Raw genomic sequence first — 20,128 nt, 5'->3', positions numbered from 1 at the left:
GAAAGCAACTCGATTTTGGTAACGATGAGCACAAAAAAAGGGCCTCACCAACTGGTGAGGCCCTTTTCGGAAGAAGGCTGGCGTGCTTAGTTGCGCTTGACCAGCTTGAGGTTATGCGTGGATTGCTGACCGCGCACCAGCACCGTGTAGGTGCCCTCGGCCAGGTCGCGCACGTCCAGGGTAGACGTCAAGCCCCCTTGCATCGATACCGTGCGGATGATGCGGCCGGCCATGTCCACCAGCGTAACCTGATAAGCACCGCTGGGCAGGATGCTCAAATCCAACGTCGACTGCGTCGTGGCGGGGTTGGGGTAAAGTACCACGGCTCCGGCTACGGCCCGGCCCGCGAAGCTCACGGTGCGGGTGTCGGTGTAGCGGAACTTGCCATCGGTGTCTACCTGCTTGAGGCGGTAGTACACCGTGCCCGCGTGCTGCTGGCCGATGCGCGTATCGGTGTATGCATAGGTGTGCACGCTGGTGGTGGTCCCGTTGCCCTGTACCTGACCGATCTGCTCGAAGCTGCGGCCATCGAAGCTGCGCTCCACCGCGAAGTGGTCGTTGTTCTTCTCAATGGCGGTCTGCCAAGTCAACTGAGCATCCTGGTTTACGGCAGCCACCTCGAAGCGCGTGAGCTCAACCGGCAGCGGACCATTGGAGATGATGGTGTTGCCAGCGAATTCGGACGTACCCTGCACCGCTAGCGTCGCCGTGGCCGTGACCCGGGCCCCGTTGGCCAGAATAGCGGCCCGTAGCGAAGCCGACACCGTGCTCAAATCCAGGGCGAACATGAAGCGCTGCTGGCGCAGCTCCTTGCCCTGGGTGTTGTCGTAGTCACCGTAGCGGTTCTCCGGGTCCTGGGCGCTACCTTCCACAAACGTGGCCAGGAAGGTGCCGCCTTCGCCGAAGGTCTCGCCTGTACCGGGGTTGGCCAGGTACAGTTCGACGGTGGCGCCGGCCGTGGCAAAGCCCGTTACCTGCAACTTGCCGTTGCTGATGGTGGCCTGCGTGAAGACGGGGAAATTGAGCAGGTTGTTCGCCCCCGCGTCTCCGTCCTGGTCATCGTTAACCGTTACGCTGCCGCTGTTGGTGCCATTCATCAGGTCAATGGACTGCTCGGTGTTGCCCGAGAACGTGTTCTGCGAGAAGCGGTTGGTGGTACCGGCCGTGGCCAGGATACCGTCGCCGGCGTTGCCCGAGAAGGTGTTCTGCAGCAACAGGTTGCCCGTACCGTTGGCGACCAGCGCCAGGCCCGCGCGCTGCGTGCCCGCCCCGGCGCCGTTGCCGCTGATGATGTTGCCCGTGAGCGTGTTGTTGCTCGGCAGCAGCGTCGGCGTAGTTGCAATGTTCAAACCCATCTGGATGCCGTAGCCAGCGTTGTTGCTGACCAAGTTGCCCGTGAGGGTAGCTTGGTCGGCTCCGAATAGAGCAATACCATTAGCATTAGCATTCGTAGGTGTGGTGGTTGCCCCGTTGTCTTGAACGATGTTGTTCAGGATTTGTACGTTCGAAGCACCATTGACCAGGATACCAGCGCGGCGGTTGCCGTAGATGGTCGAATTGCTGATGACAGCCCGGTCGCTGTTTGCATTGATGTAAACACCCGAGCCAGTAGTGTTAGTGGCCGAAGCAAGGTTGGCGTTGCTAACGTTAGCGCCCAAGATACCCATGCCATTAATCAGGATGTCAGCCCCGTTCAGGGAGAACACGCTGCCGTTTACACTGTTTAGGCTAACAATTACTTCGGGACCCGTCGAGCTAGACGAAACGCTGGCGTTGGTGTTGCCAATGTTGGTGGTCTGCGTTGAGCCATCGATGGCCGTACGTGGATCCAGGGAAGGAAGTGCCGAGGTCAGTTGGATGAAGGCTGCTTTGCTGCTACCCGTGGTGGTGGTTAGCTGCGCAACGGGAATCATGAAGATGGACGTCTCAATACCGGCCGTCTGGCCAACCTGGTTCAGGTCGTCGGTGGTGCTGGTGTTGCTGTTGTTGTTGTCCAGCGCGTTGCTGTTGGTAACGAACTGACGCAATGAGCCTTGGCCAGCGTTGTTGGTGTTTACCACCACATCGAAGTTGAAGCCAAAGTCAATGGAAGTCAGTACAGCGCCATTATTAACCGAAACCGTAGTTACAGATTGCGTAACGCCTACTTGAGCCAGCGTCTGCGTGCCGGTGTTCGCGTTGCCGTCAACCGAAGCGGGTGTTGTACCACCTACTTTCGAGCCGTCACCATTCACGAAGGTTTGCACCCCAATCAGCGAGCTAATAGCACCTGAGCGGCTGCTCGTTACAGTGCTGTTTACGACGCGTACCGTGTAGCTGCCAGCGGGCAGGTTGTCGAAGGTGTAAGCACCGGTGTTATCCGTAGCCATCGACAGGATCTTGCCAGTAGTCGAGTTGATAACTGGGTTGCCGTTGGCGTAATACAGTTCTACCGTAGCACCAGGACGAACAGCGCCGTTGGAAGCCGTCAGGCTACGGCCCGTGCCACCACCATAGTTCTTGTCTTCAAACACGAAGCCGTTGATGGTATTCGGGGCTTCAACCGGGATGCTGTAGGTAGCCGTGTTCGAAACAGTACCGTCGTTATCCTTGGCCGTGTAGTTGAAAGTGGCAATGCCAGCATAGCCAGAGGTAGGGTCGAACTGAAGCTGCGTAGCCTCAGTAGGCGTCAGCACCAAGCCAGGGAAGTTGGTGGTGTTTACCACCTTTGTGCCTACGTAAAGTACACCCTGAGCAGCAGAAGGCAGATTCGACAGCGTGTAGCTTGCGATGGTGCCATCGGCGTCCGTAGCCTGTAGTGGCAGGATGCTGGTAGCAGCAGCAGAGAACAGCATGTCGGGAGTATTGGTCACGTTCTGAGCTACAGGAGCAGCATTCGTGATGGAAACCGTAACAGCGCTGGTTGTCTCACCGCCCAGTTGGTCTGTTGTTGTTACACTAAAGGTGTAAGTGCCTAATACAACGGGGTTGCTATTGATAACTACCGTACCGTTGGCTTGCAGCGTCAGGAACGAAGGCAGCGTGGTGCTGTTGGCAAGCACTGCCGAGGTAATGGTACCGTCTGCATCCGTCACCGTTGCTACCGTCGAGCCAGCCGTAACGGCAGCCTGAGCGTAGGTGTTTGGCGAGGAGTACACAGCTTCTGTGTCGTTTTCCTGTACCCGCACGTTGTACGTAGCAGGCGTTGCATCCACGCCGCCGGTGTTGTCGGTAGCTGTGAATTGGAAAGCGTCACTAGCAATCTGGTTGTTGGTAACCGGGAAGTTGCCAGTAGGATCATACTTCAGCGTGCCCGCCTGAGCAGGCGTCAGCGAAAGTGGATCCGTCCCACCGGGCAGATTTGCAGCTACAATGGCTACATACGTACCGCTGGTGCCGTTGACGTTGTTGTTGTAGTACAACGTGCCATTAGCAGGCAGGCTCGTGAGTTGATACGAGGCAATGGTACCATCCGCATCCGTAGCTGCCAGGGTTGGAATAGCCGTTGGGCCGCTGGTGCTCAGAATAGCCGTCGTCATGGTATAAGACGTGGCTACTGGCAATGCGTTGTTGAACGGAATGGTGTAAGTAGCCGTGTTGGAAGTCAGCCCCTGGTTATCCGTAGCGCCGAACGTGAACGTTGCGGAAGTGTTGGTCGTGCCCGAGGGAGTGAAGTACAAATTTCCTGCCTGCAAGGCCGACAAGTTCAGCTGCGAGCCGCCACCTACCAGCATGGCGCTGGTTACCGCTACCCGCGTGCCTGTTCCGTCGGCATTAGCCGGGTAATAGAGCGTGCCGCTGGTGGGCAAGGAGTACAGCTGATACGAAGCAATGGTGCCGTCCGCATCCGTAGCCACCAAGTCATCTAGCAGCGTTTGAGTTGTTGAGGTGCTGTTGATGTTAGGTGTATGCGTCGTGTTCACTGCAACAGGAGCTGTGTTGGTCAGCACCAGCGTATAAGTAGCCGGAGTGGCATCTTGGCTGCCATCATTGTCAATAGCAGCAACACTGAAAGTGAAGGTGCCATTGCCGGCGCCCGAGGGGTCAAACTGCAGCTGGCTGGCCTGAGCCAGGGTCACGATGGTGTTGCTGGTGACCGTGGTGCGGGTTGTGCCATCGAAGATCGAGAGCGTGCCTACGGTGGTCGTGCTGGGCAGCGAGGTGACGCGGAAGCCCGTCACGGTCCCATCGGCATCCGAGCCCGAGAAGGCCGGGATGCTGGTCGGACCATTGCTGCTGGGCATGCTCGGAGCCGTTACGTTGGCCGTTTCCGGTGCTACGTTGCTGAGCGGGATGGTAAAGGTAGCGGGCGTAGCGTCCTGGGTGCCGGAGTTGTCGGTGGCCGTGTAGGTGAACGTAACGCTGGCCAGGGTCGAGCCGGCGGCCGGGGTGAACCGGAGCGAAGCGGCCTGGGCGGCCGTCAGGTTCAGCTGCGAGCCACCGCCGTTGAGCATGGCAGCCGTGACGGCTACGTACGAGCCGCTGCTGCCATCGGCGTTGTTGTTGTAAAACAGTGTGCCGCTGGTGGGCAGGCTCGAGAGCTGGAACGAGGCAATGGTGCCATCGGCGTCCGTCGCCGACAGGGCGCTGATAGCCGCCTGCACGCTGCCGCGGGCAACGGCCGGGCTGCTCGTCACGTTCGCCGCTACTGGGTCGGTGTTGCCCAGGTTGATGGTAAACGTAGCCGTGTTCGAAGTAGCACCGTTGTTGTCGGTAGCCAGGAAGTTGAATACCACTGGTGCGTTGCTCGTGCCCGAGGGGTCGAATTGTAGGGTAGCAGCCTCAGTTCTCGAGATGGTGATGGTCGCCGAAATAGGTGTCCGGGTGCCACCAGCAGGCAGGTAAGAAAGCGTACCGAGTGTAGAGGCCGGAATGTTCGACAGCGTGTATGTGCTGATCGTACCGTCTGGGTCAGTGGCAATCGGCGTATCCAGGTTAGTAGCACCAGCACTGCTGGCGATAGTAGCCGTGTTAACCGTATTGGTAGCAACAGGAGCCGTGTTGGTCAGCACCAGCGTATAAGTAGCCGGAGTGGCATCTTGGCTGCCATCATTGTCAATAGCAGCAACACTGAAAGTGAAGGTGCCATTGCCGGCGCCCGAGGGGTCAAACTGCAGCTGGCTGGCCTGAGCCAGGGTCACGATGGTGTTGCTGGTGACCGTGGTGCGGGTTGTGCCATCGAAGATCGAGAGCGTGCCTACGGTGGTCGTGCTGGGCAGCGAGGTGACGCGGAAGCCCGTCACGGTCCCATCGGCATCCGAGCCCGAGAAGGCCGGGATGCTGGTCGGACCATTGCTGCTGGGCATGCTCGGAGCCGTTACGTTGGCCGTTTCCGGTGCTACGTTGCTGAGCGGGATGGTAAAGGTAGCGGGCGTAGCGTCCTGGGTGCCGGAGTTGTCGGTGGCCGTGTAGGTGAACGTAACGCTGGCCAGGGTCGAGCCGGCGGCCGGGGTGAACCGGAGCGAAGCGGCCTGGGCGGCCGTCAGGTTCAGCTGCGAGCCACCGCCGTTGAGCATGGCAGCCGTGACGGCTACGTACGAGCCGCTGCTGCCATCGGCGTTGTTGTTGTAAAACAGTGTGCCGCTGGTGGGCAGGCTCGAGAGCTGGAACGAGGCAATGGTGCCATCGGCGTCCGTCGCCGACAGGGCGCTGATAGCCGCCTGCACGCTGCCGCGGGCAACGGCCGGGCTGCTCGTCACGTTCGCCGCTACTGGCGCTACGTTGGTAATCGGAATAGTGTAGGTGGCGGGGCTCAGGTCGGTAGAGCCCGTGGCAGAGTTGGCGCGTGCCGTGTAGGTGAACGTAACCGTGTTGGTATTGGTCCCAATCGGGTCAAAGCTCAGGGTGCCCAGGGCAGCGGCCGTAATTTCCTGGCCGGCCGTGATGGCGGTAGGCGTGCCGTTCACCAGGTAGTAAAGCGTGCCCTGCGTAGCCGGGTCGGGGACGGTGCTGAAGATGTAGCTGTAAATCGAGCTACCCGTTACCACCGTAGCGCTTACTGCCGCAATGTTGGTGCGATTAGCGCTGCTGAGGATGGAGGCATTGGTAACGTTGGCCGCTACCGGCCGCACCACGGTAGGTACCGTATAGGTGGCCGTGTTGCTGCTCACCGTGCCACTGTTATCCGTAGCCCGGAACTGCAGGTTCAGCGTAAAGTCACCAGCTACCGAGGTACCCGTGTACAAATACAGAAAAGCACCAGCCGGAATAACGGTGGAGGTGGTGATGGCCGTGTAGTTGTTCTCGTCCAGCGAGTAGTACAGCGTGCCTTGCGCACTTGTAGGCAAGCCGGAAGTAATGGTGTACGAGGCAATGGTACCGTCGGGGTCAGAGCCCTGCAAAGAGGGACGGTTAAAAGCAAAGAGCGTACTCGGGGCAGTCAGTGCTATGGTGTTGTTGGTACCGCCAATGGCGGTAGGTGCCGTGTTAGTCAGTGGAATGGTGTACGTAGCCGGCGTAAGGTCGTAGCCACCTTCTGCGTCCGTGGCCGTGAAGGTGAACGTTACGTTACCCGTTACCGTGCCCGAGGGGTCGTAGCGTAGCGTTCCGGCCTGAGCCGTGGTCAGGTTCAGCTGCGAAGTGCCGCCCTGAAGATTAGCGGCCGTTACGGCTTGGTAGGTGCCGGAAGTCCCGTTGGTGCCCGTGTTGTAAAACAGCGTGCCGGTGCTGGGCAGAGTTGAAATCTGGTACGAAATGACAGCGACGTCATCCGTAGCCGACAAAGCAGAAATAGACGTGGCGGCGGCAGCACTGGACATGCTGGTTGTCGTCACATCGTTGGCTACCGGCGGGGCCGAACTCGTGATGTTGATGGTGTACGTGCCGTTGCTTGTGCTTACGTTGCCAGCTGCGTCGGTAGCGGTGTAGTTAAAGGCAATGTTACCGAGCGTAGCAGTGGTAGTAGGTTGAAAGAACAATGCCGCTGCCTCAGCAGCTGTAAGCCGCAGGTTAGGAAAGTTGGTGCTGTTTACAACCGTGTTGTTCACGTAAAGTGTGCCACGGGCATTAAGCGACGTGAGGCTGGCTTGCGTGAGAGTGTAGAACGTGATGGCATCGTTGTCCACGTCGGTGGCGGACAGCGGGAACAAGGCGGTTTTAACGTTACGCCGAGCCGAGGAGCTCAGGTTTACGGGGACGGGGGGCGTGTTCGTGATGGTGGTTACTTTGGCCGCTGCCGCGGTTCCATTGTTGTCCAGGGGGTCAGCGTCATCGGTCGAAATGGTGCTGCTGGCCGTTCCGTTCACGGTAGAGTTGGGCATCACGAACGTGATGGTCGAAGTGCTGGTAGCTCCCACCGCCAGGGTGTTGATCAGGGGCAGCGTGAGGACGCCGGTAGCCTGCACATAGGTGCTGCCCGCGGGGAAGGTGCTCAGCGCCAAGCCGGGCGTAAACTGCACTTTCGGCTGCACGCCGGTGGCGGCATAGTCACCGCTGGCCGTGGTAGTGGCCGTGTAAGTCACGGTAGTTCCAGTGCGGGCATTGGCCGGGCCCGAGAGGGTGGTGGCCACGTTGGCCTGGGTGCACCACGTCATGCTGCGCAGCGCAATGTATTGTACGCCTGGCAGCCCAACAGAAGCGGGAATGGTGTTCTGATAAATAATGCGCAGCTTGACAATCGGCTTGTTGAACGTAACCGAAGCCGTGCCATTGGTTTGCCCGTCCACGTTCTGTTGCAGCGCCGTAATGGTGTTGTCCGTGCGGCTGGTATAGGCCGCGTTAGTCAGGGCCACCGTGGCATCGGCGGTGCTGTTCAAGCTTAGCACGGTGCCGTCGGCCTGCGTAGCCAGGAAGGTTACGGCGTCGATGTAGTTGCTGTTGTTACGGTCAATATCATCAATCGTCAACGAGAAGTTGTTAACCGGACGGTTGAAGTTGAACGTAATTTCCGTCGTCGAATTGGTATTCGTCAGATAGTCCGTATACCAGAACAACGACTTGGGAATAGCCGTAGGGGCCGTGGCGGCCGGCTTGATGTACAGGCTGGTTTCATCGGCGCTGGGCTCCTGGTAGGTGCCCTGGGTGCTGATGGTGGTGTTGTTGGGTGCCCCACCTACAATGAAGGCCGGGCGGTTCTGCCAGTCCTCGTTGTCGGTGCGGGCACCAAAATCCAGGTTGGTCGTGGCCAAGCACGCTGCCGCTACCTGTTGGCGGGTGAGGGGCGCGGTTGCCTTTTTCGGCAGCCGCGGAGCATTGGGCATAGGCGCAATGGTTTCCTCTCCGAAGCCAGTCTGCGCCTTGGCCCCGAGCGGCACAGCGGCCAGCAGCAGAAGCCACAAACGTAAGAGTGTTTTCATGGATGATTATTGAGAAGTGATGAAGCAATAGAAAGTGGGAAGCAAATTTGCAGGGTACACGCGGGTAGCGCGGGATGTTTTCGACCAATAGTTCGGTTCGCCCGGTCAATGCCGGTGTAGGCGGGTTGACGTAAGCACTGTGCTTTTTGAATATTCAAGGAGCCGGATAGTCCAGCCCGACGGTCTATAAAATGCTCTGCACAGTTATTCAAATTTTGAAAATGGCTGCAAAAGTACACAATACAGGCAGCTGAACAGTAATACGTTAGAGAAAAGATCCAACGAGCTGGTTTTTAAATGATAGTATGAAAAGAATTTGTATGCTTTAAACGTGATAAAGCAGTTGGCATGCCCCGGGCGGCAAAAGAAAAATAGCCGGGCAGCCTGATACCTGATCAGGCTGCCCGGCTATTCGGGAATGGGCACTGGTGACCTTACGAGTGGTTAATAAACTTGCTCACGGCCGCTCGCGGCCATGAGGTGGTGCAGGTGGGCGTTAAACACCGAAGCTTCCAGCAGCTGCTCCAGGGGTAGGTGCAGGCGGTACTTCCAGAAATGCTGCGGGTTAGCCGGAACGTTGATTTGCTCATCCTGGGGGGTTTCCCGGCGCAGGTCGGCATCAATGGCCAGCAGGTCCTGAATGGGGAAAATGGCCCACATAGCCGGCGAGTACAAGTGCTGGACCAGTAGCTCCTGGGCTACCCAAGGCTCACAGAAGTGCGGGGCCTGCTCGCCCCAGTGGCCCAGTATCTGCTCAAAGAACCGCTGGGTTTTGGCCCGGTCCTCCTCCCACCAGCCGCGCACCGTGCTCATGTCGTGGGAGCCAGGGCTGACCACGGAGAGGTAGGGCGCGGAATTGGGGTGGCCAAACTCGGTTTTAGGGTCGGCCGGCATGCGCTGGATGTTGAGCCCCAAGATGCCCAGGGCTTTCATTACGCCCGGCACCGATTCCGGCACCATGCCCAGGTCTTCGCCGCAGATGAGCATATCCGTCGCGTAGCGCACGGCCGGCAGCTTCACCAGGCCCTGACGGCGCCAGAAGTCTTCGTGGCGGCGGTAGAAGAAGTCGAGGTACAGATCCCACAGGCGGTGGCGGGTTTCCTCGTCCAGCTCCCGGAACGAATACGTGTGCTGCAGGGTGATGCGCGGATGCAGGTACTGCCCATACGTGCTGTGCTCTTCCAGGAAAAGCACTTCGTTTACGAGCCGATAGAGGCCGTCGCGTATCCGGCGCAGGGCCTCTGTCCGTTCAGGCTGGGTGCGGAGCTTCTCCTCAAAGACGGCTTCAATCTGACGCTGGGTGCGCACATGGTCCTGGAACCGGAAGGCCTCGTAGCCCGCTTCTTCCAGAAACTCCTGGCGCACGGCGTCGGCTTCCCCGCCGAAGATGTCGCGGAGCATGTGCCAGCGGATGTACGGTTCGCAGAGGCGCGGATAATCAAACCAGCCCAGCCGCGCGCGCACTTCGTCGCGGTGCAGGGGTAAGGCCGGCGCGAAGCGGCCCAGCAGGCCCTCCACCGAGTCGCCCTGAATTTCCCAGATGCGGAAAAAGCCCAGAATGTGGTCGATGCGCAGGGCATCAAAGTAGCGGGAAAGGTGGGTGAGGCGCTGGCGCCACCAGGCATAGCCGTCCTCGGCCATGCGCTGCCAGTTGTACGTCGGGAAGCGCCAGTTCTGCCCCGTCACCGAGAAGTCGTCTGGTGGGGCCCCGGCCTGGCGGTCCATGTGGTAGAGCTCCGGCTGGGTCCAGGCATCGACGGAGTGACGGTAGATGCCGATGGGCAAGTCGCCTTTGAGCACCACGCCGTGGTAGCGGGCGTACTCCACGGCCGTACGCAGCTGCAGATCAAGATGAAACTGGGTGAACAAATGCAGGCCGTACTCGTCGAACTCGGGGCTGTCGAAGTTGATGATCTGCTCGTACGTGGGCGGCGTGCGGAACTCGGCAGGCCACTGCTCGAAGTCGGCCGTGCCGAACCGGTCGCGCCAGGCCGAGAAGGCCGCGTAGGGCACCAGCCAGCTTTGCTGCTCGGCCAGGAACTGCCGGAAATCGGGCGAAGCCAGAAACGCTGCCTTTTCCTGCTGGTAAAGCAGGCGCGCAAACTTCCACTTGGCCTGCATCACGGGCTCATAGTCCACGAAGTCGCGCTGGTTGAGCTCCTCGCGCAGCTGCTGCAACTCCTGCTGATGCGCGGCATCGGCTAGGGGCGCAATGGCGTCGAGCGAGAGGTACATGGGGTGCAAGGCAAACACCGAAATGGCCGCGTAGGGGTAGCTGTCGACCCAGGTGTGGGTGGCCGTGGTGTCGTTGATGGGCAGGATCTGCACCATCTTCAGACCCGTGAGCTTGGCCCAGTCTACCAGCAGCTGAATGTCAGTGAACTCGCCCACGCCCAGCCCGCTGCGGCTGCGCAGGGCAAACACCGGCAAAGCCACCCCGGCCCCGCGCCAAGGCCCCGTGGGGTAGCGGAAATGCTCGTCGTGGCGCACCCGCAAGGTGTGCTTGTGGGCCCCGGGCAGCAGCACGCGGTTGTCGCCCTCTTCGAGGTGGATGATTTTTCTGGCCGCGGCGTCCCAGATACCATACTTATAGTACACCGGGCGGGCCGCGTCTTCCAGGGCCACATCCACGCACCAGGTGGGGTAGTCGCGGTCGGACAGCACTACTGCTTTGCGCTCTTCCCAGTTGCCCAGGGCTGCATCGGAGCCCAATACGCAGAGCTGGTGGTTGGTATCTACGCGCGGTGCCGGCAGTTGAAAGCGCACGACGGAGTGGGCTACCCGGGCCGTGGAGCGGGGCTGTTGGCCGGCACCGCCGGGGCGCCGCATGAGGGCACGGGTGAAGGCGGCCGTGTGCAGTTCGTTTTCGGGCTGGGCCGGGGCCCGCCAGAAGTCTTCCAGGATTACCTGTTGAAACTGGCCTTCCGCCACTACTTCCTGCCGGTTAGCGCCCCATTCCCAGTGAGTACCCCCGTCGCGCTCATCCAGCAGCAGGTACTTGTACTCTAGGTTCAGCTCCGTATCGGGGAGCGTGAGGGTACTTGTCCATATACCCGTATCGGGCTGGTAATGCAGGGGCAGTGCCTGCCCGGCCTGCCAGCTGCCCAGCTCGGGCAGGTTACCGCACACCACGAGGCGTTGGCCCCAGTCGGTGCGGAAGGGTATTGTGAATTGAAGCAACATAGGCAGGACAAATGAGGCAGTAATAAGGCCGAAAGATAATAGCCTACCGGGGCCGGTGCGCTACTTCGTGGGCAGAATTCGTCGCATCATACGGGAGCAGGCCTGCTGACAGACTATGCCCACCCCTTTTTACTCACATAAACGGGTGAATAGCCTTGCACCCAGAGGAGGGGTATCTACTTTTAAGTATTAGTTTCAGCTCTTACTACTCTTCACCGCTATGAAGACCTCATCCGTTGCGTTGTTACTGTCCTGCTGCCTGACGAGCCTCACGACGTTTGCCCAGCGCCCCCTCGCCGTCGACTCCCTGCTGCGCGTGGGGCAAAGGCAGTACACCAATAAGCAGTACCAAGCCAGTGCGGCAACCTACCATCTGGCGGCCCGCCAAAAAACGGCCCTGCGCCGGCAGCGCGCTACGGCGCTCTACAACGAGGCCTGCTGCTACGGGCTGCAAGGCGACGCCAACAATGCCCGCAAATACCTAGAGAAATCCATAGCAGCCGGTTTCGACGATGCCAACAACCTGCGCAACGACACCGACCTAGCCCTGCTCCACACCGACAAGAACTGGGAGAAGCTCGTAGCCCGGACGGCCGCCAACCAGCGCGTCATCAGCCGCCCCGAGGATGTCAGGCTCGTGACGACGGACATCGACCACTTCTGGCAGGCCTACGACCGGGCCCAGCGCGACACAGCCCACGCCGCTGAGATATATCAGAAATACTACTTCGCCAAAGCCTCGCCGGGGCTGGAGGATTATTACGCCTCCCGGATTTACAACGTGCCCCGGTTTGTGCGTGGTATCCGGCGCAAGCCCCAGTTCTATGCCTCTATCCGGCCTACTACGCTGGCCCTGGAAGGTATGAAGCCGCGCGTGCTGGGGTATTTCCAGCGGCTGAAGGCCCTGTACCCAGCCGCTACATTTTCGGATGTGTACTTCTTGATAGGGGGCTACAACTCAGGCGGGACGGTAAGCCGCACGGGTCTGCTGCTCGGCACCGACCAGTCGGCAGGAGGCGCTGGGGTGAAAACGGCGGAGCTTTCTATGGTGCAGCGTAACCGCCTGGGGCCCATTGAGGAGCTACCCATTGTGGTGGTACACGAAATGATTCACAACATCCAGCTTGATGGCAACGGGACGCTGCTGCACGCGGCCATCAACGAGGGCATGGCCGATTTCCTGGCGGGGCTAGTGAGCGAAACAAAAGGCGCCAACCCCCGGCTGTTTACGTACGGTGATGCCCACGAAAAGCAGCTATGGGCGGAGTTTGAAAAAGAAATGGGCGGAAAAGACTGGAGCCACTGGATTGCCAACTCCCAGGAAGAAACTGCCGAGCGGCCCTGCGACCTTGGCTACTACATCGGCTACAAAATCTGCGAAGCCTATTACGAGCAGGCTCCCGACAAGAAACAGGCCGTAGCCGATATGCTTAATCTGAAGGATGCCACCGCGTTCCTGGCAAAAAGTGGTTACGCCCAAAAAGCCCTGAGTCGCAACTAAATTTAGCGGGCAGTTCTTGCCTGAAAGCCTCCGGAACCCTACCTGGCCCCAGCCGGTGAATGGTTTCGGAGGCTTCTTCGGTTATTGCAGACGGCTTCCCTCGTTGGGGGCTTATAGCAGCCCCAGCAGTAAAGCTCATGCATTGCTCAAGCAGCTAGTGGGAGCCTTCTTTGTGTACCGATGAACCGATTCGACCGCGTTACGGCCATACTCATCCAGCTGCAAGCCAAACGCAAAGTAAGCGGGGCCGCATTGGCTGAGCAGTTTGGGGTGAGCTTGCGTACCATCTACCGGGACCTGCGCACCTTGGCAGAAGCCGGGGTACCGCTGCTCGGCGAGCCGGGCATTGGCTACTCCCTGGCCGAGGGCTACCGCCTGCCGCCCGTCATGTTTACCCGCGGGGAAGCCACTGCCCTGCTTACAGCCGAAAAGCTGGCCGGCCGCCTTACCGACGCGCCCACGGCCCAACTCAGCTCTGCCGCTATGGACAAAGTGCGCGCCGTGCTGCGCCGCCCCGACCGGGACCACCTCGACCGGCTTGCCCCGCACATTCAGGTGCTTGGCCCTCGCCAAGCCGGCCAGCCGCCGGCTTATCAGCAGCTGGTGGCGGCCATTGCCATGCACCACGTGGTAAGTCTGCGTTACCAAACGGCCGAAAACCAGGCTCCAACCACCCGCGACATCGAGCCCATCAGCCTCTTCCTTACCCGGCATTGGCATGTGGTGGCCTATTGCCGGTTACGCCAGACTATCCGCAACTTTCGCCTGGACCGCATCCTGGGCCTGGAGCTAAGGGCGGAAAGCTTTGTAGTGCGGCCCGACCTGCAGCAGCAGCATTGGGCCGCGGAAGCCAGCCGACGCCCGCGCGAACGGGTGGTACTCCGGTTCCAGCCAGCGGCTCTGTTGCCGGCCTTGGTCCAGCATCTGCACGACACCAAGCATCAGTACGGCTGGGCCTACGAGCAGCACCTGCCTGATGGGCAACTCGAAATGACCTTGTTTATCGGCGAGCTGCCGTATCTGGCCACTTGGCTGCTGCCCTACGCCGGCGCCCTGACTATTGTGGAGCCCAGGGCCCTGTCAGCTCCACTCCGCGCGCTGGCTCAGCGGGCACACGACTTCTTTTGCCAGCCTGAATAAATTTTTACGGGTCGAAAACATGCTGACATAGGGCTGTCAGTTGGTGGCTGGACCTTTGTTTCGTTGAGTGAGGGACACTTGATATGACAAATCCCAAGCAATGGAAAAGCACCTCGTAGACCCCTGGAAATGGGGACAGTACACCAACTCCGTACAAGCCGTTGAAATCAAGCAGCCGACTGGCACTCTTTACTGCTCCGGGCAGGTAGCCCTGGATGCCGAAGGCCAGCCCAGCTCCGCCGACATGCGCAGCCAGCTGCAGCAAACTTTTCAGAACCTGGAGCAGCTGATCAGTGAGGCCGGGTATGAGTGCGGAGGAATCGTGCGGCTGAATGTATACACGACCTCCGTAGCCGAGTTCTTCGCCACGTGCACCGACATCTACCAGGCGTGGTTAATCAAACACGGCATCAAACAAGCTACGACGCTGCTGGAAGTTAAAGGCCTGTTTGCCTCCTTAACCGTGGAGCTGGAAGCTACCGTAGTGAAATAAGCGCCTGGGCCACCAGGCACCCTGACGCCCGATCGCCACAGAAAGCCCGTTTGCTCCTTACCTAGGTGAGGAAGTGGACGGGCTTTTTGCCGGTGTACCCAATGCGCGGTGTACTACTTGTTATGGGCAACCGGAACTAAAAAGAGTGGGTGGGGGCGGGAAAGGGCATTCGGCCGGGGAGTTTAAGCCCGACCCTAACCTCAAAGGCCAAAATTCCGTTGGGAAGGCCGAAACCCTTCCAACTTCTCGCGTTATCAACTCTTTGTCTACTCCCGTTCGGCGCGCGCTCTATGTTGTGCTCGGGCTGCTGGCCTTTGTGCTGGTGCTCGTAGTTGGGGTAATTGTGGCCCTGCAATTGCCTTCGGTTCAGGACTTCGCCGCGCGCAAAGCCGCTGGCTACCTCCAGGATAAAATTGGCACGGAGGTGCGCATTGCCAAGTTCCGCACCGACTGGCGCCACGGTCTGGCCCTGGATGGCGTGTACCTCGAAGACCAGAAAGGCGACACCCTGCTTTCGGTGGGCAAGCTGGCCGTGGGCATCGACCTGTGGGCCCTTACCAAGTCGCAGATCAACGTCAGCTCTGTGGAGCTGGTGGATGGCACCGTGCATATCAGCCGCACCGAGCCCGACTCAACGTATAACTTCGACTACATCCTGGCGGCTTTTGCCACCGGCGACACCACCACGACCACGGCCGCCGACTCCACGGGCGGCTTTAAGTATGACATCGGCGACGCCCACTTGCAGAATGTGTACCTGACCTATAACGACCAGGTAGATGGCATGAGTGTGCGCACCCGCGTAGGAGACCTGGCCGTGGCCATGAATGAGGTGGACGTAGACCGCAGCATCTACCGCATAGAGTCGGTAGCGCTGAAAAACACGGCCCTGAATATTACCCAAACCAAGGTGCCGCCGGATACGCCCGCCGAGCCCCTCACCCTCACCTTCGGGCTGGAGAAGGCTACGCTCGACAACGTAGCCCTCAACTACCGCAACGACCCTTCGCGCCAGTACATCAAAACCCGCATCGGGCAGGGCGAAGTCACGGCCGACAACATCGACCTGATCCGGCAGCGTATCGACCTGAACTCCCTCACGCTGCGCAACTCCGAGGTTAGCTACGCCCAGAACGAGAACGTGCCGGTGGCGCAGCGCGTCATCAACCCGGCCGAAGCGGTGCAGAAGCTCGACTCGGCTGTGTCGCAGACTACGGGCGCTGCCACCTCCTGGCGCGTGGCCCTCAAGCAGTCGGATATCAGTGGGCTGCGGTTTGCCTTTGATAATGTGGATGAGAAGCGGCAGCGCACCCGGCTGGCCGCCATGGACTACAACCACCTGCTGTTTGACTCCCTGGCTTTGCGCACCCGCAACCTGGTGTACACCGAAAACCGCACCACCGGCCGCATCGACCTGCTGCGCGGACGGGAGCAAAGTGGCTTCCGGGTAGATAAGGCCCAGGCCGACGTGGTATACGACTCGGTACAAATCCGCCTCGACGACCTCGATCTGATTACCCCGCATACCCGCATCCGCCGCACCCTGGCCATTGGTTTCGACTCGCTGGGCATGCTCTCGGATATGAAGCAGCTGGGCAAGATGCGGATGGAGGCCGACCTGCGCAACACCCGCCTGGGCTTCCGCGACATCCTGTACCTGGCTCCCGACCTTATCACCGAAAAGCCCTTTACCAGCGGCGCCAACCAATCGGTGCTGCTGAGCGGGCGCGTGAATGGGCGGCTGAACAACTTTACGCTCAACGACCTGGAAATTGTGGGCTTGCGCAACACCGTCGTGCGCGGCTCGGGCCGCATTCAGGGTTTGCCGAATACGGATAGACGTCTGTACACCGACCTGAACATCCGGCAGCTGACCACCACCAAGCGCGACTTAAATGACATTCTGCCCGCCGGCCTCATCCCGGAAGACGTTATCAACCTGCCCGACCGCGCGACCCTGAGCGGCACCGTGCGCGGGCGGCCCACGGCCAACGACCTGGCCCTGAACCTGAAGACTGCTACCTCGTTTGGCGGCGCTACCATTGCCGCCACCATGAAGCCGGGTCCGGCGGGGCAGGAGCCGTTCAACGCCAAGTTCAGCCTCAGCAACTTTCAGCTGGGCAAGCTGCTGCGCCAGCCTGATATCGGCCCGATTACCGGCAGCGGTACCTACGCTGGCCGGGGCTTCGACCCCGAAACCATGCAAGGGCAGCTCACGGCCAAGCTCACCAAAGCCCGCTACGGTAACTATACCTATAGTAACATCGACGCAAAAGTGGGCATCCGGGGTCAGCAGTACGATATCGATGCCCGCAGCACCGGCGACGCCAACGCGGCCTTCGCCATCAAGGGCACCGTGGACTTGCGCAACCCCAACGCTCCGCAGTACGCTTTCAGCGGCAACGTGCAGAGTCTGAATCTTACGGCCCTCGGCTTCTACTCCGGGGGTGACCTGCGGGTGCAGGGCAACCTCGATGCTAACCTGCGCGGTTCGGACCTGAACACGCTCAATGGTACCGTGAAAGGCACCGGCGTGGCCATCAACCTCAACAACCAGCTGATTCCGCTGGACACGCTCAACGCCCGCTTCCTGCAGCAAACCGGCCGCACCGAAGTGGATTTTGCTTCCAGCATCCTGCAGGCTACTATCCGGGGGAACACTCGCCTGGGTGACATGGTAACTGAGCTGCAGAGCCACATCGACCGGTATTTCGATCTGCCGGGCATCCAGTTCCGGCCCAGCCCGGCAGCCCGGCAGTTTACCTTCAATGTTACGGTTCCGCAGTCGGGCACCAAGCTTCTGCCCAAGCTGCTGCCGGGCCTCACGCGCATTACGCCCTTCCAGGCCAATGGCGCCTACGACAGCCGCGCCGCCAGCCTGACGGTGCGTTCCGACGTGGCCCGCATGCGCTACCAGGGCATCACCTTCGACTCCCTGAAGCTGCGCGTGGGCTCCGACCCGCAGAAGCTCGACTACTCCGTGGCCCTCGACCAGGTACGGCAGGATACCACCCTGCGCATTCCCAATCCTTCGGTAGTAGGCAGCATTGCCAACAACCAGATTGGCACGCGGGTGCGCATTGCCGAGTCGGACTCGGTAGAGCGGCTTAACCTGCCGGGCGTTTTGCAGGTGCTCAACGGCGGAGCGGCCTACCAGTTCAGCTTTGGGCAGCAGGTGATGGTGGACGGCAAAGAGTGGACGGCCCTGCCCAACAACTTCGTGCGCTACACCACCAGCACCGGCAACATAGAAGCGCAGAACGTGCGGCTCAGCTACACGGGCCGGGCCGAGCGTTTCCTGTCCTTGCAAACCTTGTCGGGTGCCCGCAACCCGCTGCAGGTGCAGATTGGCAACTTCGACCTCTACGGCCTGGGTCGGGCCGCGGGCTTGCAGGACTCCCTGGTGGGCGGCACCCTCAATGGGGATGCCGTGGTGTACAACCTGGGCCGCACCGGCCAGACCTTCACCGCCGACCTGGATTTGACGGACTTTGCCTACAATAAGTATATCCTGGGCAACGTAGCCCTGCAGGCCGTAAACCAGACCGCCAACCGCTACGACGTGGTGGCCTCGCTCACGGGCGGACCCGACCAGAACGACGTGCTGGCGACCGGCTACTACCTGGGCTCGGGGGAAATTTCCCTGGATGTAGACCTCAACCAGCTGCAGCTGAAAACCATTGAGCCGTTCTCGGCCGGGCAGCTGCGCGAGATGACGGGTGCCCTCAGCGGGCCGCTCACCATCCGGGGTACCACGGCCGCTCCTCAGCTGCGCGGTAACGTGCATTTCCGAAATGCCGGTTTCACCCTTTCTCAGTTGGGGGCACCCTTCCGCTTATCGGAGGAGGAGCTGGTGCTCGATGAGCGGGGGCTGCACTTCGATAACTTCGCCATCATCGACTCCCTTGGTAACAAGGCCTTGGTGAATGGCTACATCGTGCCGGCCCGCAGCCTGGCCTCCGTGGGGCAATACCGGTTTGATTTGCGGGCCAAGACCAACAACTTCCTGGCCGTGCAAAGCACCCGCCGCGACAACCCGCTTTACTACGGTAAGCTGTTCGTTGACTCGGATACGCGCGTGACGGGCTTCCTCTACCGCCCCCAGGTGAGCACCCGCGCCACCGTGGCCGATGGCTCCGACCTGACGGTGGTGGTGCCCTCCGACGACCCCGTCGTAGTGGAGCGCGAAGGCATTGTCATCTTCGTGGATAAGGATGCGCCCAAGGTAGACTCGGCGCTGGTGCGCGAAGTAGCCGACATCGACTCTTCCCTGGTAGCCACGGGCTACGACGTGCAGGCCAACATCACCGTGACGGACCGTACGCCCTTCACCGTGGTGATTGACGAGGCCTCCGGCGACAACCTGCGGGTGCGGGCCGAAGGACAGCTGGACGCCAAGCTGGATGAGCGCGGCGCCCAGACCCTGGTGGGCCGCCTGAACGTGACGGAGGGCCAGTACAAAATGTCGCTCTACGACTTGGCCGAGCGCAAGTTTGTCATTGGCCAGGGTAGCTACCTGGTGTGGACCGGCGACCCGTACAACGCGCAGGTAAACGTGTCGGCTATTTACAAGGTGCAGGCCGTTGCCGCTGACCTGATTGCCAACCAGACCGAAGGGGACCCCACCCTGAGTAACCTCTCGCGCAACCGCCTGCCTTTTGAGGTGTACCTGAACGTAACCGACCAGCTGCTCAAGCCTACTATCGGCTTCGACATTCGCCTCCCGGAAACTACTACCGGCGCCGTGGCCGAGCCCGTGCGGGCCAAGCTGGAGCAGCTACGTCAGCCCAGCCAGACCAACGAGCTGAACAAGCAGGTGTTTGCCCTGATGGTGCTAGGCCGCTTTCTGGCCGACAATCCTCTGCAGAGCACCGCGGGCCCCGGCACCTTCGTAGGCAACCAGCTGCGCGGCTCAGCCAGTCAGGTGCTCACCGACCAGCTCAATAACCTCACCGGGCAATACTTGGCCGGCGTAGGGCTGGAGCTGGGCGTGAATTCCTACACGGCGGTAGAAGGCAGCGGGGAGCAAACCAACCGCACCGACCTGAATGTGGCCGTGCGCCGCCAGCTGTTCAACGAGCGGGTGACGGTGCGCCTCGGTACCGACGTACCGCTGGGAGGCAACTCCGGCAACCAACTTTCTCAGGGTAGCGCCGCCACCAGCCAGTTTGCCGGCAACGTGAGCGTGGAGTACAACATCCTGGCCGATGGACGCCTGCGCCTGCGTGCTTTCCGCGACAACGCCTACCAGGATATCGACGGGCCCTTTGCCCGCACCGGGGCGGCCCTCATCTTCCAGCGCGACTACAACAGCCTACAGGAGCTGTTTGCCAAACCCCCGCAGGAAGTGAAGGAAGCCGTGCGCACTGACCGCCGCGCCCGCCGCGACGAGCGTAAGGCCGAGGCCGACACGCTCAAGAACAACGCCCTGAACTAAGACCACAGATTGACAAGGATTTTTGAACGGATGACGCAGATGCAGTCGAGGGGTGCTCTTATTACTTCAACTCGTACCAGTCGGGCCGGGCTTCGGCTGGG

6 protein-coding genes are annotated in these 20,128 nt (G+C 60.5%); 4 read left to right on the top strand and 2 right to left on the bottom strand.

The window, feature by feature from the left end; translation table 11 throughout:
- Positions 1-86: 86 nt before the first annotated feature.
- Positions 87-8,273, bottom strand: a complete 8,187-nt coding sequence (locus HER32_RS09195) for a right-handed parallel beta-helix repeat-containing protein (protein WP_168681669.1) — start codon at positions 8,271-8,273, stop codon at positions 87-89.
- A 444-nt stretch (positions 8,274-8,717) separates the two neighbouring features.
- Entirely contained in the window at positions 8,718-11,456 is a 2,739-nt protein-coding gene (locus tag HER32_RS09190) for a 4-alpha-glucanotransferase (protein ID WP_168681668.1), read from the bottom strand.
- 220 nt (positions 11,457-11,676) lie between these two features.
- Between HER32_RS09190 and HER32_RS09185 the strand changes: the two genes are divergently transcribed.
- The 4 genes from HER32_RS09185 to HER32_RS09170 all read left to right on the top strand — a co-directional run bounded on the left by HER32_RS09185 (position 11,677) and on the right by HER32_RS09170 (position 20,027).
- Positions 11,677-12,957, top strand: coding sequence for a TPR end-of-group domain-containing protein (locus HER32_RS09185; protein ID WP_168681667.1), 1,281 nt, complete (start codon positions 11,677-11,679; stop codon positions 12,955-12,957).
- Positions 12,958-13,137: 180 nt separating this feature from the next.
- On the top strand, positions 13,138-14,097 hold the full coding sequence (locus HER32_RS09180; RefSeq protein WP_168681666.1) for a helix-turn-helix transcriptional regulator: 960 nt from the start codon (positions 13,138-13,140) through the stop codon (positions 14,095-14,097).
- A gap of 100 nt (positions 14,098-14,197) precedes the next feature.
- Positions 14,198-14,590, top strand: coding sequence for a RidA family protein (locus HER32_RS09175; protein ID WP_168681665.1), 393 nt, complete (start codon positions 14,198-14,200; stop codon positions 14,588-14,590).
- A gap of 262 nt (positions 14,591-14,852) precedes the next feature.
- A complete protein-coding gene (locus HER32_RS09170; RefSeq protein WP_168681664.1) occupies positions 14,853-20,027 on the top strand; it encodes a translocation/assembly module TamB domain-containing protein in 5,175 nt (1,724 codons plus the stop codon).
- The last annotated feature ends 101 nt before the right edge of the window (positions 20,028-20,128 follow it).

The sequence above is a fragment of the Hymenobacter sp. BT18 genome, from assembly GCF_012273015.1.
In the GTDB taxonomy this organism is placed as follows: Bacteria; Bacteroidota; Bacteroidia; order Cytophagales; family Hymenobacteraceae; genus Hymenobacter; species Hymenobacter lutimineralis.
Note: the sequence above shows the minus strand (reverse complement) of the source record. Positions and strands in the feature narration are given on the sequence as shown.

What these genes read in the sequence shown, in the direction of transcription:
- HER32_RS09195 (WP_168681669.1), bottom strand. Translation starts at nt 8,273, where the DNA reads ATGAAAACACTCTTACGTTTGTGGCTTCTGCTGCTGGCCGCTGTGCCG.
- HER32_RS09190 (WP_168681668.1), bottom strand. Translation starts at nt 11,456, where the DNA reads ATGTTGCTTCAATTCACAATACCCTTCCGCACCGACTGGGGCCAACGC.
- HER32_RS09185 (WP_168681667.1), top strand. Translation starts at nt 11,677, where the DNA reads ATGAAGACCTCATCCGTTGCGTTGTTACTGTCCTGCTGCCTGACGAGC.
- HER32_RS09180 (WP_168681666.1), top strand. Translation starts at nt 13,138, where the DNA reads ATGAACCGATTCGACCGCGTTACGGCCATACTCATCCAGCTGCAAGCC.
- HER32_RS09175 (WP_168681665.1), top strand. Translation starts at nt 14,198, where the DNA reads ATGGAAAAGCACCTCGTAGACCCCTGGAAATGGGGACAGTACACCAAC.